This is a genomic window from Streptomyces sp. (genome assembly GCF_019510245.1).
Classification (GTDB): domain Bacteria; phylum Actinomycetota; class Actinomycetes; order Streptomycetales; family Streptomycetaceae; genus Streptomyces.
The window spans coordinates 23,896-40,149 of sequence record NZ_JAEKKT010000132.1 but is presented as its reverse complement, the minus strand read 5'-3'; the positions used below and the strand labels follow the sequence as shown (position 1 = coordinate 40,149).

Sequence of the window (16,254 nt, the reverse complement as noted above, 5' to 3'; positions counted from 1 at the left end):
GTACAACAGGGGTTCGCCGTGCGAAAGTGCGGCGGACCCCTACGCGCGCGTAGCGTCGCTCTGCGTGGAACATGCGGCGAAACAGACAGGCCGATGCCCCTTACGTACAGGCCGGTCGCGGCTTACTCTGATCCCTGCTCGATAGTTACTCGCGAGTTAAACAGCGCGAACCCCACCGTGAGTAAACCCCAGCCGCACTGAGCCAGCCGCACCGTCGCGGGCCCCGGAGGATGTCGTGACCGACACACAGACACTGATCGAGAACCGACCGCCGTCCGTGGCGGCCCTCTTCCTGGATCGCGTGGCGGCCACACCGGACGCCGAGGCATACCGATACCCGGTGCCCGCGGCCTCCGGCCAGGGCCCGGACGACTGGAAGTCGCTCAGCTGGGCGCAGGCCGCCGAGCAGGTCTACGCGATCGCCGCCGGTCTCATCGAACTCGGCATCGAGCCCGAGCAGCGGGTCGCCCTGGCCGCCTCCACCCGTGTCGAGTGGATCCTCGCCGACCTCGGCATCCTGTGCGCCGGAGCGGCCACCACGACCGTCTACCCGCAGACCAACGCCGAGGAGTCGGCGTTCATCCTCTCCGACTCCGAGAGCCGGGTGCTGATCGCGGAGGACGCGGCACAGGTCGCCAAGGCCGTCGAGAAGCGTGCCGAACTGCCCGAGCTCACCCAGGTCGTCGTCATCGACCCGGCCGGCGTCGAGACCGGCGACTGGGTCATCACCCTCGCCGAACTGGAGCAGCGCGGCGCCAGGTACCTGGAGAAGCACCCCGAGCTCATCAAGGAGCGGGTCGGCGCGATCACCAAGGACCAGCTCGCCACCCTCATCTACACCTCCGGCACCACCGGCCGCCCCAAGGGCGTACGGCTGCCCCAGGACAACTGGTCGTACATGGCGAAGGCGATCGCCGCGACCGGCCTCATCAGTGCCGAGGACGTGCAGTACCTGTGGCTGCCGCTCGCGCACGTCTTCGGCAAGGTGCTCACCTCGGGGCAGATCGAGGTCGGTCACGTCACCGCCGTGGACGGCCGCGTCGACAAGATCATCGAGAATCTGCCGGTCGTGCAGCCGACGTACATGGCCGCCGTGCCGCGCATCTTCGAGAAGGTCTACAACGGCGTCGCCGCGAAGGCCCGCGCCGGCGGCGCCGCCAAGTACAAGATCTTCCAGTGGGCGGCCGACGTCGCCCGCGAGTACGCCAAGGTCACCCAGGACAACTTCCGGCGCACCGGCGCCGCGACCGCGCCCTTCGGGCTCGCCGCCAAGCACAAGGTCGCCGACGGCCTCGTCTACTCCAAGCTGCGCGAGGCCTTCGGCGGGCGGCTGCGCGCCTGCGTCTCCGGGTCGGCGGCGCTGGCGCCCGAGATCGGCTACTTCTTCGCCGGCGCCGGCGTGCACATCCTGGAGGGCTACGGCCTCACCGAGTCCTCCGCCGCGTCCTTCGTGAACCCCGGCGAGGCCTACCGCACCGGTACGGTCGGCAAGCCGCTGCCCGGCTGCGAGGTGCGGATCGCCGACGACGGCGAGATCCTGCTGCGCGGCCCCGGCATCATGCAGGGCTACCACGGGCTGCCCGAGAAGACCGCCGAGGTCCTGGAGAGCGACGGCTGGTTCCACACCGGTGACATCGGCGAGCTGTCCCCCGACGGCTACCTGCGGATCACCGACCGCAAGAAGGACCTCATCAAGACGTCCGGCGGCAAGTACATCGCGCCGGCCGAGGTCGAGGGACAGTTCAAGGCGGTCTGCCCGTACGTCTCCAACATCCTTGTGCACGGCGCCGACCGGAACTTCTGCACCGCCCTGATCGCCCTCGACGAGGCCGCGATCCTGGAGTGGGCCAAGGAGAACGGCCTGGAGGGCAGGTCCTACGCCGACGTGGTGGCCGCACCGGCGACCGTCGAGATGGTCGACGGGTACGTCAAGGAGCTCAACGAGGGGCTGCAGCGGTGGCAGACCATCAAGAAGTTCCGGCTGCTGCCCCGTGACCTCGATGTGGAGCACGGGGAGATCACGCCGAGCCTGAAGCTGAAGAGGCCGGTCGTGGAGCGGGAGTACAAGCACCTCATCGACGAGATGTACGCCGGGACACGGGAGGCCTAGGGGTTCGCCGGCTGGTGCGGGAGCGAGGGGGCTGGTCGCGCAGCTCCCGCCCCCCCTTCACGTCAGTTCGGCCTCGTTCTGTTCAGCAGTTGCCGTAGCTCCCTGGTCTCTTTTCGTAGCGCTGCTACGTCGAGTGGGTCCTCGGACAGCCGGTCCTCCAGCACGGCCAACCGCTTGCCCAGCTCGCCGAAGTCCGCCTTTTCCCGGCTCAACAGCTCCTGGAGCTGCTGGTTCTTCGGGTGCAGTTCCAGGAACACGTTGACCTTCGCCCGCAGCACCCACGGATCGAACGGTTTCGTCAGGTAGTCCGCCGCGCCCGTGGCGTAGCCGCGGAACGTGTACCCCGCGCCCTCGTCCGCTCCGGTCAGGAAGATGATCGGGACGTCCTTCGTCTGGTCGAGGCGTTTGATGTTCGCGGCCGTCTCGAAACCGTCCATGCCCGGCATGCGGATGTCGAGGAGGACGACGGCGAAGCGGCGGCGGAGCAGGGCCTTCATCGCCTCCTCGCCGGAGCGGGCCCGTACGATCGGCTCGTTCAGCGACCCCAGAACGGCTTCCAGTGCGATCAGGTTGTCCTCCATGTCGTCGACCAGGAGGATTCCGGCACGGTCGTCAGCGGTCATTGCTCCGTCCGTTCGTCGTCGGCGGTCTCGCCGTCCTGCGTGCTGTCGGGGTCCAGGAGTGCGCAGACGACGGTGAGCAGCCGGTCGACGTCCACCGGTTTGGGTACGTAGTCGTTGGCGCCGCGTGCGATGGACTTCTCGCGGTCGCCCGGCATCGCCTTCGCGGTGAGGGCGACGATCGGCAGGCCGGTCCAGCGCGGGGCGCGGCGGATGGCCGCGATGGTCTCGTGGCCGTCCATCTCGGGCATCATGATGTCCATCAGGACGAGTTCGACGTCAGGGTTGCGTTCGAGGGTCTCGATGCCCTCCCGGCCGTTCTCCGCGTACAGCACCGGCATGCCGACGCGGCCGAGGACGTGGGTGAGGGCGAAGACGTTGCGGATGTCGTCGTCGATGATCAGGACGCGGCGGCCGGGGAGCACGCGGCCCGCGCGGCCCGTCTGCCACGCCTCCAGCCGGATCGGGGCCGGCCAGGAGTCGTCGGGGTCGGGGGCGGCGGCCGTCGCCGGGCCGAGAGCCGGCGCGGTGTGGGTCTGCGGGGCCGGCCCGGGCGCAGCGTGGCCGGGGCTGACGACCGGGACGTACAACGTGAACGTCGAGCCCGCGCCCGGTTCGCTCGCGGCGACGATCCGGCCGCCCAGCAGGCCGGCGATCTCCCGGCTGATGGAGAGGCCGAGTCCGGTGCCGCCGTACTTGCGGTTCGTGGTGCCGTCGGCCTGCTGGAACGCCTCGAAGATGACCGGGAGTTTCTCGGCGGCGATCCCGATGCCGGTGTCCGACACCTCGAAGGCGATCACCTCGTCGCTGTCGGGGACGGAGTGGTGCTCGGGGTCCTTCACGCGGCGCACGCGCAGTTCCACGCGGCCCTTTGCGGTGAACTTGATCGCGTTGGAGAGCAGGTTGCGCAGGATCTGCTGGAGGCGCTGCTCGTCGGAGTACATCTCGCGCGGCACGTCCTCGCCGACGGTCACCTCGAAGGCCAGGCCCCGGTCCAGGGTGAGCGGGCGGAAGGTCGCGTGGACGTAGTCGAGGAGTTTGATCAGGGGGAGGCGTTTGGGGCGTACGTCCATCCGGCCGGCCTCGATCTTCGACAGGTCCAGGATGTCGTTGATGAGCTGGAGCAGGTCCGAGCCGGAGCGGTGGATCGTGGTGGCGAACTGGACCTCCTGGTCGGAGAGGCGGCCGTCCGGGTTGTCGGACAGCAGCCGGGCCAGGATCAGCAGGGAGTTCAGCGGGGTGCGCAGTTCGTGGGACATGTTCGCCAGGAACTCCGACTTGTACTGGGAAGAGGTCGCCAGGAGGGCGGCTTTCTCCTCCAGTTCCGCGTTCGAGCGCTGTAGTTCCGCCTGTTGTTTCTGAAGTTCGTCCGAGCGTTCCTGGAGTTGCATCGCCAGCCGTTGTGACTCGCCGAGCAGGGACTCCGTGCGGGAGTTGGCGATGATCGTGTTGATCGCCACGCCGATGGTGTTGACGAACTGGTCGAAGAACGCGAGGTGGACGTCGGAGAAGCGGGAGAAGGAGGCCAGTTCGATGATGCCGAGGAGTTTGTCCTCGAAGAGGATCGGGATGATGACGATCGTGGTGGGCGCGGCTTCGCCGAGACCGCTGTTGATCTTGATGTAGTCCGGCGGGGTCTCCTCGACGAGGATCCGCTTCTTCTCGCGGGCCGCCTGGCGGACCAGGCCGTGCACCGGCAGGCCGCCGGTCTCGACCGTCGCGCCCTGGGCGGAGCCGTAGCCGGCGATGAACGCGAGGCCCTTGGGCGGTACGGTCGTGCGCACGGCGGCGCCGTCCTCGTCCGGGTCGGCGAGGAAGAACGCGCCGTACTGGGCGTTCACCAGCGGGGTCAGCTCGCGCAGGATGAGGTCGGCGACCTCCATCAGGTCCCGGTGGCCCTGCATGAGGGAGGCGAGGCGGGCCAGGTTGGACTCCAGCCAGTCCTTGGCGCGGGTCGTCTCGCGCAGGTTGGCGACCATCAGGTTGATGTTGTCCTTGAGTTCGGCGACCTCGCCGCGGGTCTCGACGGTGATCGAGCGGGACATGTCGCCCTGTGCCACGGCCGAGGCGACCTCGGCGATCGCGCGGACCTGGGTGGTGAGGTTGAGCGCGAGCTCGTTCACGTTGGTCGTCAGGCGCTTCCAGGTGCCGTACACGCCCTCCACCCGGGCCTGGCCGCCCAGCCGGCCGTCGGAGCCCACCTCGCGGGCCACCCGTGTCACCTCGGAGGAGAACGAGGACAGGGTGTCGACCATCGTGTTGATGGTGGTCTTCAGTTCGAGGATCTCGCCGCGCGCGTCCACGTCGATCTTCCGGGACAGGTCGCCCTGGGCGACGGCGGTTGCCACCTGGGCGATGTTGCGGACCTGGGAGGTCAGGTTGTCGGCCATGTAGTTGACGTTGTCCGTCAGGTCCCGCCAGACCCCGGAGACGCCGAGCACCTGGGCGCGGCCGCCCAGCCGGCCGTCGGTGCCGACCTCGCGGGCGACGCGGGTGACCTCGTCGGCGAAGGCCCGCAGTTGTTCCACCATCGTGTTGACGGTGTCCTTGAGTTCGAGGATCTCGCCGCGTGCGTCGACGGTGATCTTCTTGGACAGGTCGCCGTTGGCGACGGCTGTCGTCACCTGGGCGATGTTGCGGACCTGGGAGGTCAGGTTCAGTGCCATGAAGTTGACGTTGTCCGTCAGCTCTTTCCAGACCCCGGAGACGCCTCTGACCGTGCCTGACCGCCGAGGTTTCCTTCGGTGCCGACTTCGCGGGCGACGCGGGTGACTTCGTCGGCGAACGCGGAGAGCTGGTCGACCATCGTGTTGATCGTCGATTTCAGTTCGAGGATCTCGCCCTGCGCGTCGACCATGATCTTCTGCGAGAGGTCGCCGTTGGCGACGGCCGTCGTCACCTGGGCGATGTTGCGGACCTGGGAGGTCAGGTTCGACGCCATGAAGTTGACGTTGTCGGTCAGGTCCTTCCAGACGCCCGAGACGCCCCGTACCTGGGCGCGGCCGCCCAGCCGGCCCTCCGTGCCGACTTCGCGGGCGATGCGGGTGACTTCGTCGGCGAACGCGGAGAGCTGGTCGACCATGGTGTTCACGGTGAGCTTCAGCTCCAGCAGCTCACCGGTCGCCTCGACGGTCACCGTGCGGGTCAGGTCGCCGCGTGCCACCGCCGTCGTCACCAGGGCGATGTCACGGACCTGCGCGGTCAGCCGGGACGCCATGGTGTTGACGGCCTCGGTGACGTCCCGCCAGCTGCCCGACAGGCCCTGCACCTTGGCCCGGCCGCCGAGCCGCCCCTCGGTGCCGACCTCGCGCGCGACCCGGGTCACCTCGCCGGTGAACAGGGAGAGCTGGTCGACCATCGTGTTCACCGCGCGGGCGAGCCTGCGCAGGTCACCGCGGAGCTGCCGGCTGCCGTCGTGCAGGTCGACCCGCTGGGTCAGGTCGCCGCCGGCCACCGCGTCGAGCACGCGCGTGGCGTTCGCCGCGGGCGCGACCAGGGCGTCGAGGACCTGGTTGACGTCGTTGACGCGTGACGTCCAGGCGCCCTGGCCGGGGCTCGCCGACAGCCGTTCGTCCAGCCGGCCGTGCCGCACCAGTTCCCGTTTCACGCGCCGTACGTCGGCGTTGAAGTGGATGCCGCGGTCCATGATTTGGTTGAAGACCGCGGTGAGTTCGGCGACGATCCCCTCGCCGGCGGTCCCGTCGGCCCCGGTCTCCGGAACCTTCGTGAAGTCGCCGTCGCGGGCGGCGGTCATCGCGGCGAGCAGAGGGCGCAGTGCGGATGCTCGGAGTTGTTCCGGTTTCTGTCCGTCTTCGAGCACACGCGTAGCACTGTTCTCACTCATGGCGGCCCACTTCGGTAACTCGGTGCTTATGGGCGCAGTCAGTCTGTCACTCTGTCCGCATCGATCGGGATGTATTCGTCCGAACTGCTCGGGGAGCTGGACATGGGGGCCATACCCACGCAACGGGAGACCGTCTCCCGGGTCCGTGAGGCGCCTGCGCACGACGCGGCGCCCGCGCACGACACCGCGGGCCCGCGTGCGCAGGGGCGCGCGGCCCTGCCTGGAGGCCCCCTCGCGCCGGGTTCGGCGCGCGCCCTGGTGCGCGCCTCCCTCGACGAGTGGACCGAGTGCGGGCTCCTCCGCCCGGAGCAGCAGCGGGTCGGCGAGGACGTCATGGTCGTCGTCAGCGAACTCGTCACCAACGCCGTCGTGCACGCCGGTACCGACGTCGAGGTCGACTGGTGGCTGGAGGAGGGGCGGGAGGAGACGGCGGCGTTCGTGGTCGAGGTGACCGACCGCCATCCCTCCCGTGCGCCGCGCGACCACCCGGGTGAGACGCCGTACGAGACACCGGAGTTCGGGCGCGGGCTGCGCCTGGTCGCCTCGCTCGCCGAGTCCTGGGGGGTGACGTACCGCACCGGCGCCAAGTCGGTGTGGGCGCGGCTGACCGGCCGCGGCGGCACGCTCCCCGACGAGCGGCAGCTGAAGGTCGCCGAGATCCTCGCCCCCGAGCCGCCCCCGCACGCGGCCGCACACACGCGCGCGCACGCACACGCGGCCGCGGAGGAGCGCGAAGGGTGCTCCCACCGCCCCGAGCGCGACCGGGACTGGCTCAACCGGGGCGCGCTGTCCTTCCTCGCCGAGGCCTCCGACCTGCTCGCCGGGCAGCTCGACGAGAACCTGGTGGCCGCGCTCACCGGCCAGCTGATCGTGCCGCGCCTCGCCGACTGGTGCGCGGTGTGGCTGGAGGACGAGGCGACCGTACGCGGCGGCGGCTGGGGCGCCCCCGGCGGTGCGGGCGGCGCGGGCGGCGCGGGCGGTGCGGGCGGCCCGCGGCTGGCCCGGGTCTGGCACGGCAGCGAGAACCGCATCGAGGAACTGCACCACGCCCTGGAGAAGGACCCGCCGAGCCCGAGCGGCGGCTTACGGTCCGGGCCCGAGCCGTATCCCTGGCCCGGCGCCGCGCTCGGCCCGCAGGGCGTGCAGGGCTCGGCGCTCGCCTACCGGCTGATCGCGGGCGGCCGCCCGCTCGGCACGCTCGTGATCGGACGCTCCGGCCCGGAGGGCATCCCCGACGAGATCACCGGCCTCGTGGAGGACTTCGGGCGCCGGGTCGCCCTCGCCATCGGCGCGGCCCGCCAGTACGCCCGCCAGGCCACCATCAGCGCCGTCCTGCAGCGCGGCCTGCTCCCCGGCGCGGTCGCCGAGATCCCGGGCGTGCGCAGCGCCCTCGTCTACGAACCCTGCGACAAGGGCGGCCCGAGCGGCGACTTCTACGACCTCTTCCCGGCCGGCGACGGCCGCTGGTGCTTCGCCGTCGGCGACGTCCAGGGCAAGGGCCCCGAGGCCGCCGTCGTCATCGGTCTCGCCCGGCCCTGGCTGCGGCTCCTCGCCCGCGAGGGCTACCGGGTCGCCGACGTCCTCGACCGCCTCAACCAGCTCCTCCTCGACGACGCCACCGAGGCCGCCGATGCCGCCGCCCGCGCCCTGGTCGCCGCCGGCGGCCGTGGCCTGCCGCCCGGCGACGGCCCGCAGACCCGTTTCCTCTCCCTCCTCTACGGCGAACTCACCCCCCTCGACGACGGCGGCGTCCGCTGCACCCTCGCCTCCGCCGGGCATCCGCTGCCGCTGCTCCTCGGCCCGGACGGCGAGGTCCGCACCGCCGCGCGCCCGCAGACGCTGCTCGGGGTCGTCGAGGACGAGACGTACAGCAGCGAGACCATCGAGCTCGCGCCCGGCGCCAGCCTGCTGTGCGTGACCGACGTGGTCACCGAGCGGCGCTCCGGCAGCCGCCAGTTCGACGACGGCGACGGGCTCGCGCGGGCGCTGGCCGGCTGCGCGGGGCTGAACGCCGACCTGATCGCCGAACGCATCAGACGGCTGGTCCACGAGTTCGGCGGCGGACAGCCGGAGGACGACCTGGCGCTGCTCGTCCTCCAGGCGGAGTGACCCGCGCCCTACGGGACACGTCGTACGGGACACGCCGCACGGGACACGCCGCACGGGACACGCCGCACGGGACAGGTGCGCAGAGGGGGCAAGTCGTACGGGACAGTCGTACGGGACTGTCGTACGGGACAATGGAGGACATGCCTTCCGCACTCCCCGACGGCGAGCCCGTCCCCGACGACGGCGCGCTCCCCGCGTCCGCGCTCGCCGGTGCCGCCGCCCGCCCCCTCGGGTTCTACCTGCACGTCCCCTACTGCGCGACCCGCTGCGGCTACTGCGACTTCAACACCTACACGGCGACCGAGCTGCGCGGCACCGGCGGTGTCCTCGCCTCCCGCGACAACTACGCGGACACCTTGATCGACGAGGTCAGGCTGGCCAGGAAGGTCCTCGGCGACGATCCGCGCCAGGTGCGGACCGTGTTCGTCGGCGGCGGTACGCCCACGTTGCTGGCCGCCGCCGATCTCGTACGGATGCTGGGCGCGATCCGTGACGAGTTCGGGCTCGCGGCGGACGCGGAGGTCACGACGGAGGCGAACCCGGAGTCCGTCGACCCGGCCTATCTGGCGGCCCTGCGGGAGGGCGGCTTCAACCGGATCTCCTTCGGCATGCAGAGCGCCCGGCAGCACGTGCTGCGGGTCCTCGACCGCACCCACACCCCCGGGCGCCCCGAGGCGTGCGTCGCGGAGGCCCGCGCGGCCGGCTTCGAGCACGTCAACCTCGACCTGATCTACGGCACCCCGGGCGAGTCCGACGACGACTGGCGGGCCTCGCTGGACGCGGCGATCGGCGCCGGGCCCGACCACGTGTCGGCGTACGCGCTGATCGTCGAGGAGGGCACCCGGCTGGCCCGCCGGATCCGCCGCGGCGAGGTCCCGATGACCGACGACGACGTCCACGCCGACCGCTACCTGATCGCCGACTCGGTGCTGGCGGGGGCCGGCTTCGACTGGTACGAGGTGTCCAACTGGGCCACCTCGGACGCGGGCCGCTGCCTGCACAACGAGCTGTACTGGCGGGGCGCCGACTGGTGGGGCGCCGGACCGGGGGCGCACTCGCACGTGGGGGGCGTGCGGTGGTGGAACGTGAAGCACCCGGGGGCGTACGCGGCGGCGCTGGCGTCCGGGCGGTCGCCGGGGGCCGGGCGGGAGGTCCTGTCGGACGAGGACCGGCGGGTGGAGCGGATCCTGCTGGAGCTGCGGCTGCGGGAGGGCGTCCCGCTGGCACTGCTGAAGGAGGACGGGCTGAAGGCCTCGCGGCGGGCGCTGGGGGAGGGCCTGCTGGAGGAGGGTCCCTACGACGAGGGGCGGGCCGTGCTGACGCTGCGGGGGCGGCTGCTGGCGGATGCGGTGGTCCGGGACCTGGTCGACTGATCACTCCGGCTGTACGAGACACACCGCTCCCCGCCCCGTACGAAAAAGGTCAGGCCCCGCCGCTGCCCGTGACGAAGTCGATCAGTTCCTCCACCCGGCCCAGCAGCTCCGGCTCCAGGTCCTTGTAGGAGCCCACGCGCGCGAGGATCGCCTGCCATACCGCGCCCGTGTTGTCCGTGGGCCAGCCCAGGGCCCGGCACACGCCCGTCTTCCAGTCCTGGCCGTGCGGGACGCGGGGCCAGGAATCGATGCCCAGGGAGGACGGCTTCACCGCCTCCCAGATGTCGATGTAGGGGTGGCCGACGACCAGGGCGTGGTCTCCGGTGACCGACTGGGCGATGCGCCACTCCTTGGTGCCGGGGAGCAGGTGGTCGACGAGGACGCCGAGTCGGGCGTCGGGGCCGGGGGCGAACTCGGCGACGACGGCGGGGAGGTCGTCGACGCCCTCCAGGTACTCCACCACCACGCCCTCGATGCGCAGGTCGTCGCCCCAGACCTTCTCGACCAGTTCCGCGTCGTGGCGGCCCTCCACGTAGATGCGGCCCGCGCGGGCGACACGCGCGCGTGCGCCGGGGACGGCGACCGAGCCGGAGGCGGTACGGGAGGGACGCACCGGCCCTCCGGACACGGGGCGTACGAGGGTGACGACCCGGCCCTCCAGGAGGAAGCCGCGCGGCTCCAGCGGGAAGACGCGGTGCTTGCCGAAGCGGTCCTCCAGGGTGACCGTGCCCGCCTCGCAGCGGATCACCGCGCCGCAGAAACCCGTACCCGGCTCCTCGACCACCAGACCGGGCTCGGCGGCCACCTCGGGCACCGGCTTCGGCTTCTTCCACGGCGGGGTCAGGTCGGCGGAGTACTGGCGCATTCGGATGACGATAGGAGAAGCGGAACGGGTGCGCCTACGACACGCCGAAACGGGCGGCCAGGGCGTCGCGCTGCGCCCGTACGAATGCCGCGTCGACCACCGCTCCGTGACCGGGGACGTACAGGGCGCGATCACCACCGAGCGAGAGCAGGCGGTCCAGGGCCGCGGGCCAGCGGGAGGGTACGGCGTCGGGGCCGGCCTGCGGATCGCCGGACTCCTCCACCAGGTCGCCGCAGAACACCACCTCCGGGTCGCCGGGGACCAGGACGGCGAGATCGTGGGGGGTGTGGCCGGGGCCCACGTTGGCCAGCAGGGCCTGGCGGCCGTCGCCCAGGTCGAGGGTCCACTCGCCGGAGACCAGGTGGCGCGGGAGCGGGAGCGCGTCGGCCGCCTCCTCGGCCTCCGCGGCCGGCAGGCCGTTGCGGACCGCGTCCAGGCGGAGTTCCTCGCGGTCGTGGGCGAGGACGGCATCCGTGCCCACCGCCGCGTACAGGTCGGCGCCCGCGAAGGCGGCCGCGCCGAGGACGTGGTCGAAGTGGGGATGGGTGAGCGCGAGATGGGTCACACGGCGGTCGGCCAGCGCCTGCGCCTCCGTACGCAACCGTGCGCCCTCCGCAAGGCTAGACCCGGCGTCCACCATCAGGGCCGTGCCCGCGCCCAGAACCAGACCCGCCGTGCAGTCCCAGCCCGGCAGCCGGCACCGGCCGACCCCTTCGGCCACCCGCTCCCAGCCCAGCTCTTCCCAAGTCACCGTCATGCCGCGACGCTAGCCGTAGAACGCCATGGGTCCCGACCGACCTTGCCCAGTCAGTACCCCACGGCCGTACACTGGGCCGGGGATGCTGGCACTCGCGTTCGCAGAGTGCCAGACGAAACGCCCGAAGGGACCGAAAGGCCGCGGGGACGACTTTCTGGAGGTGTGGCGCTGGATGCTGAGTGAACGCAGGCTTCAGGTATTGCGCGCCATCGTCCAGGACTATGTCGGCACCGAGGAACCGGTCGGCTCCAAGGCGCTGACCGAACGGCACAACCTCGGGGTCTCCCCGGCGACCGTGCGCAACGACATGGCCGCCCTGGAGGACGAGGGGTTCATCGCCCAGCCGCACACCAGCGCGGGGCGGATCCCCACCGACAAGGGGTACCGGCTGTTCGTCGACAAGCTGGCCGGCGTCAAGCCGATGAGCGCGCCCGAGCGGCGGGCCATCCAGAACTTCCTCGACGGGGCCGTCGACCTCGACGACGTGGTGGCGCGGACCGTCCGGCTGCTGGCCCAGCTGACCCGGCAGGTGGCGGTCGTGCAGTACCCGTCGCTGACGCGGTCGACCGTGCGGCACGTGGAGCTGCTCTCCCTCGCGCCGGCCCGGCTGATGCTGGTGCTGATCACCGACACCGGACGGGTCGAGCAGCGGATGGTCGACTGCCCGGCGCCCTTCGGGGAGACGTCTCTGGCGGACCTGCGGGCGCGGCTGAACAGCCGGGTCGCGGGACGCCGGTTCTCGGACGTGCCCCGGCTGGTGGAGGACCTGCCGGAAGCCTTCGAGGCCGAGGACCGCGGCACGGTCTCGGCGGTGCTCTCCACTTTGCTGGAGACGCTCGTCGAGGAGAACGAGGAGCGGCTGATGATCGGCGGCACCGCCAATCTCACCCGCTTCGGACATGACTTTCCCCTCACGATCCGGCCCGTCCTGGAGGCGCTGGAGGAGCATGTCGTGCTCCTCAAGCTCATGGGCGAGGCGGGGGATTCGGGCATGACCGTACGCATCGGTCACGAGAACGCCTACGAGGGACTCAACTCAACGTCCGTGGTGTCGGTCGGCTACGGTTCGGGCGGCGAGGCAGTCGCCAAACTCGGCGTGGTCGGACCGACCCGCATGGATTACCCGGGAACGATGGGAGCGGTACGAGCGGTGGCACGGTACGTCGGACAGATCCTGGCGGAGTCGTAAGTGGCCACGGACTACTACGCCGTTCTCGGCGTGCGCCGCGACGCGTCGCAGGAAGAGATCAAGAAGGCCTTCCGTCGGCTCGCGCGCGAGCTGCACCCGGACGTCAACCCGGACCCGAAGACCCAGGAGCGGTTCAAGGAGATCAACGCCGCCTACGAGGTGCTCTCCGACCCGCAGAAGAAGCAGGTCTACGACCTTGGCGGGGATCCGCTCTCGCAGAGCGGCGGCGCGGGCGCGGGCGGCTTCGGGGCCGGTGGCTTCGGGAACTTCTCGGACATCATGGACGCGTTCTTCGGTACGGCGTCCCAGCGCGGGCCGCGGTCGCGGACCCGGCGCGGCCAGGACGCGATGATCCGGATCGAGGTCGAGCTCGACGAGGCGGCCTTCGGCACGACCAAGGACATCCAGGTCGACACGGCGGTCGTCTGCAACACCTGCAACGGTGAGGGCGCGGCGCCGGGCACCTCCGCCCAGACGTGTGACATGTGCCGTGGCCGTGGCGAGGTCTCGCAGGTGACGCGGTCCTTCCTGGGCCAGGTCATGACCTCGCGGCCCTGCCCGCAGTGCCAGGGGTTCGGGACCGTCGTGCCGACGCCGTGCCCCGAGTGCGCGGGCGACGGGCGGGTGCGGTCGCGGCGGACGCTGACCGTGAAGATCCCGGCCGGTGTCGACAACGGCACGCGGATCCAGCTCGCCGGTGAGGGCGAGGTCGGGCCCGGCGGCGGTCCCGCCGGTGACCTGTACGTCGAGATCCACGAGCTGCCGCACTCGACGTTCCAGCGGCGCGGGGACGACCTGCACTGCACGGTGACGATCCCGATGACGGCGGCGTCGCTCGGTACGAAGGTGCCGCTGGAGACGCTGGACGGTCTCGAGGAGGTCGACATCCGGCCGGGCACGCAGTCCGGGCAGTCGATTCCGCTGCACGGGCGTGGGGTCACGCATCTGCGGGGCGGGGGGCGCGGCGACCTCATCGTCCACGTCGAGGTGACGACGCCGACCAAGCTCGATCCCGAGCAGGAGCGGTTGCTGCGGGAGCTGGCGAAGCTGCGCGGGGAGGAGCGGCCGCAGGGGCAGTTCCAGCCCGGTCAGCAAGGGCTGTTCAGCCGGCTGAAGGACGCGTTCAACGGGCGTTGACGGGTGCCGTGAAGGGGCTCCGCCCCTTCGACCCCGCCAGGGGGCTCCGCCCCCTGGACCCCCGGGAGCCATGCCCACCCACCACCCGACTCGGTCCGTCGAAAGGCGCGGTCGCCCCTCGGCTCGGCCGGCAGAAAGAGGCCAGGCCGATCGCCCGGCCGGCCGGTGGAGAGGCGAGGTCGATCGTCCGGCTCGGCAGGTGGAGAAGCGAGGTCGATCGCCCGGTTCGGCCGGTGGAGAGGCGAGGTCGATCGTCCGGCCCGGCCGGTGGAGAGGCGAGGTCGATCGCCCGGTTCGGCCGGTGGAGAGGCGCGGGCGCCCGGCTCGGTGAGGGGCGCGGTGGGGGGAGATTTCTGGCATGTGCCAAAGGGGCGGCCCGATTCGGTCTTGTTCGGAGGACGTGACAACATGCCGTCATGTCCTCCGCACTGACCGATCTCTTCCCTCTTCCGATCGTGCAGGCCCCCATGGCGGGCGGGGTCTCCGTCCCGCAGCTCGCCGCCGCCGTGTCCGAGGCGGGTGGGCTGGGGTTCCTCGCCGCCGGGTACAAGACCGCCGACGGGATGTACCAGGAGATCAAGCAGCTGCGCGGGCTGACCGGCCGGCCCTTCGGTGTGAACGTCTTCGTGCCGCAGCCCGAACACGCCGAGTCCGGCGCCGTGGAGGTCTACGCGCATCAGCTGGCCGGTGAGGCCGCCTGGTACGAGACCGAGCTCGGCGACCCGGACAGCGGCCGGGACGACGGGTACGACGCCAAGCTGGCCGTGCTGCTGGACAACCCGGTCGCCGCCGTCTCCTTCCACTTCGGTGTGCCGACGCCGGAGGTGCTGGACGCGCTGCGGCGGGCCGGGACGGTCACGCTGGTCACCGCCACCACCGCGGAGGAGGCCCTCGCCGTGCAGCGGGCCGGGGCGGACGCGGTGATCGCCCAGGGCGTGGAGGCCGGCGGGCACCAGGGCACCCACCGGGACGTGCCGGAGAACGACGGGTCCGGGATCGGGCTGCTGTCGCTGGTCACGCAGGTACGCGAGACCGTGGGGATTCCGGTCGTCGCCGCGGGCGGGATCATGCGCGGCGCCCAGATCGCGGCCGTACTGGCGGCGGGGGCGAGCGCCGCGCAGCTGGGAACGGCCTTCCTCGCCACCCCGGAGTCCGGCGCCGCCGCCCTGCACAAGCAGGCCCTCACCGACCCGCTCTTCACGCGGACCGCGCTGACCCGGGCGTTCTCCGGGCGGCCCGCCCGCGGCCTGGTCAACCGGTTCATGCGCGAGCACGGCCCGTACGCACCCGCCGCCTACCCGGAGGTCCACCACCTCACCTCCCCGCTGCGCAAGGCCGCGACCCGGTCCGGGGACGCGCAGGGCATGGCCCTGTGGGCCGGGCAGGGGCACCGGATGGCCCGCGAGCTGCCCGCCGGACAGCTGGTGGAGACCCTCGCGGCCGAACTCGCCGCCGCGTCGACAGCGTTGTCCACCGGCCCGGAGGGGGAGAAGCGATGACCGCCCCCGTCTTCGTCGTCGAGCACTTCCGTACGGACACCGGCGGACAGTACGTCCTCGACGGGCCCGAGGGGCGGCACGCGGTCTCCGTGAAGCGGCTCCAGCCCGGCGAGCAGGTCGTCCTCACCGACGGCGCCGGCCGCTACGCGGTCTGCGACGTGGTCGCCGTCGAGGGCAAGGACCGGCTGGTCGTCCACATGACGTCGGTCTCGGAGGAGCCGGAGCCGTCGCCCCGGATCACCGTCGTCCAGGCCCTCCCCAAGGGCGACCGCGGCGAGGTCGCCGTGGAGACCATGACCGAGGTCGGCGTCGACGTGATCGTGCCCTGGCAGGCCGCCCGCTGCATCACCCAGTGGAAGGGCGAGCGGGGCCTGAAGTCGCTGGCGAAGTGGCGGGGCGCCGCCCGCGAGGCCGGCAAACAGTCCCGCCGGGTGCGGTTCCCGGAGGTCGCCGACGCGGCGACGACCAAGCAGGTCGCGGCACTTCTGGCCAGGGCCGACCTCGCCGCCGTCCTGCACTCCGACTTCGAGCACGGCAGCGCGCCGCTCGCCGCGGCCGAACTGCCCGCCGACGGCGAGATCGTGCTGGTCGTCGGGCCCGAAGGGGGCGTCGCCCGGGACGAGGTGGCGCTGTTCGAGGAGGCGGGTGCGAGGACGTACACGCTGGGGCCTACCGTGATGCGCACGTCGACCGCCGGGACGGCGGCCACGGCCCTGCTGCTGGGCCGCACCGGCCGGTGGTCCTGAACCGA

Annotated in this window: 10 protein-coding genes and 1 pseudogene; 7 read left to right on the top strand and 4 right to left on the bottom strand. The window is 71.6% G+C overall.

Annotated elements, in window-relative coordinates:
• The first annotated feature begins 235 nt into the window (after positions 1-235).
• Positions 236-2,110, top strand: coding sequence for a long-chain fatty acid--CoA ligase (locus JF597_RS17635; RefSeq protein ID WP_293995591.1), 1,875 nt, complete (start codon positions 236-238; stop codon positions 2,108-2,110).
• A 62-nt stretch (positions 2,111-2,172) separates the two neighbouring features.
• Here the strand turns inward: JF597_RS17635 and JF597_RS17630 are convergent, their stop codons facing one another.
• Positions 2,173-2,733, bottom strand: a complete 561-nt coding sequence (locus JF597_RS17630; protein ID WP_293995588.1) for a response regulator — start codon at positions 2,731-2,733, stop codon at positions 2,173-2,175.
• Positions 2,730-6,574, bottom strand: a pseudogene (locus JF597_RS17625) (HAMP domain-containing protein). Before JF597_RS17625 ends, JF597_RS17630 begins: the two are co-directional and overlap by 4 nt.
• A gap of 102 nt (positions 6,575-6,676) precedes the next feature.
• Here JF597_RS17625 and JF597_RS17620 point away from each other — a divergent pair.
• Together JF597_RS17620 and hemW are read left to right on the top strand one after the other, a co-directional pair.
• Positions 6,677-8,683: a SpoIIE family protein phosphatase gene (locus JF597_RS17620; RefSeq protein WP_293995585.1), complete on the top strand. Its 2,007-nt coding sequence runs from the start codon at positions 6,677-6,679 to the stop codon at positions 8,681-8,683.
• 140 nt (positions 8,684-8,823) lie between these two features.
• Positions 8,824-10,056 carry a radical SAM family heme chaperone HemW gene (gene hemW, locus JF597_RS17615; RefSeq protein WP_293995582.1) on the top strand — a complete coding sequence of 411 codons (1,233 nt, stop codon included), beginning with the start codon at positions 8,824-8,826 and terminating at the stop codon, positions 10,054-10,056.
• A gap of 49 nt (positions 10,057-10,105) precedes the next feature.
• Here the strand turns inward: hemW and JF597_RS17610 are convergent, their stop codons facing one another.
• Positions 10,106-10,921, bottom strand: a complete 816-nt coding sequence (locus tag JF597_RS17610; RefSeq protein WP_293995579.1) for a DUF3097 domain-containing protein — start codon at positions 10,919-10,921, stop codon at positions 10,106-10,108.
• Between the two features lie 34 nt (positions 10,922-10,955).
• Positions 10,956-11,678, bottom strand: a complete 723-nt coding sequence (locus JF597_RS17605) for an MBL fold metallo-hydrolase (protein ID WP_293995576.1) — start codon at positions 11,676-11,678, stop codon at positions 10,956-10,958.
• Between the two features lie 172 nt (positions 11,679-11,850).
• Between JF597_RS17605 and hrcA the strand changes: the two genes are divergently transcribed.
• The 4 genes from hrcA (at position 11,851) to JF597_RS17585 (ending at position 16,249) form a co-directional block, all read left to right on the top strand.
• Positions 11,851-12,867, top strand: coding sequence for a heat-inducible transcriptional repressor HrcA (hrcA, locus tag JF597_RS17600; RefSeq protein WP_293995574.1), 1,017 nt, complete (start codon positions 11,851-11,853; stop codon positions 12,865-12,867).
• Entirely contained in the window at positions 12,868-14,004 is a 1,137-nt protein-coding gene (gene dnaJ, locus JF597_RS17595; protein WP_293995571.1) for a molecular chaperone DnaJ, read from the top strand.
• A gap of 416 nt (positions 14,005-14,420) precedes the next feature.
• A complete protein-coding gene (locus JF597_RS17590; protein ID WP_293995568.1) occupies positions 14,421-15,503 on the top strand; it encodes a nitronate monooxygenase in 1,083 nt (360 codons plus the stop codon).
• Complete coding sequence (locus JF597_RS17585; RefSeq protein ID WP_293995565.1) at positions 15,500-16,249, top strand: 16S rRNA (uracil(1498)-N(3))-methyltransferase; 750 nt, start codon at positions 15,500-15,502, stop codon at positions 16,247-16,249. The genes JF597_RS17590 and JF597_RS17585 overlap by 4 nt, the downstream gene beginning before the upstream one ends.
• Positions 16,250-16,254 lie beyond the last annotated feature (5 nt).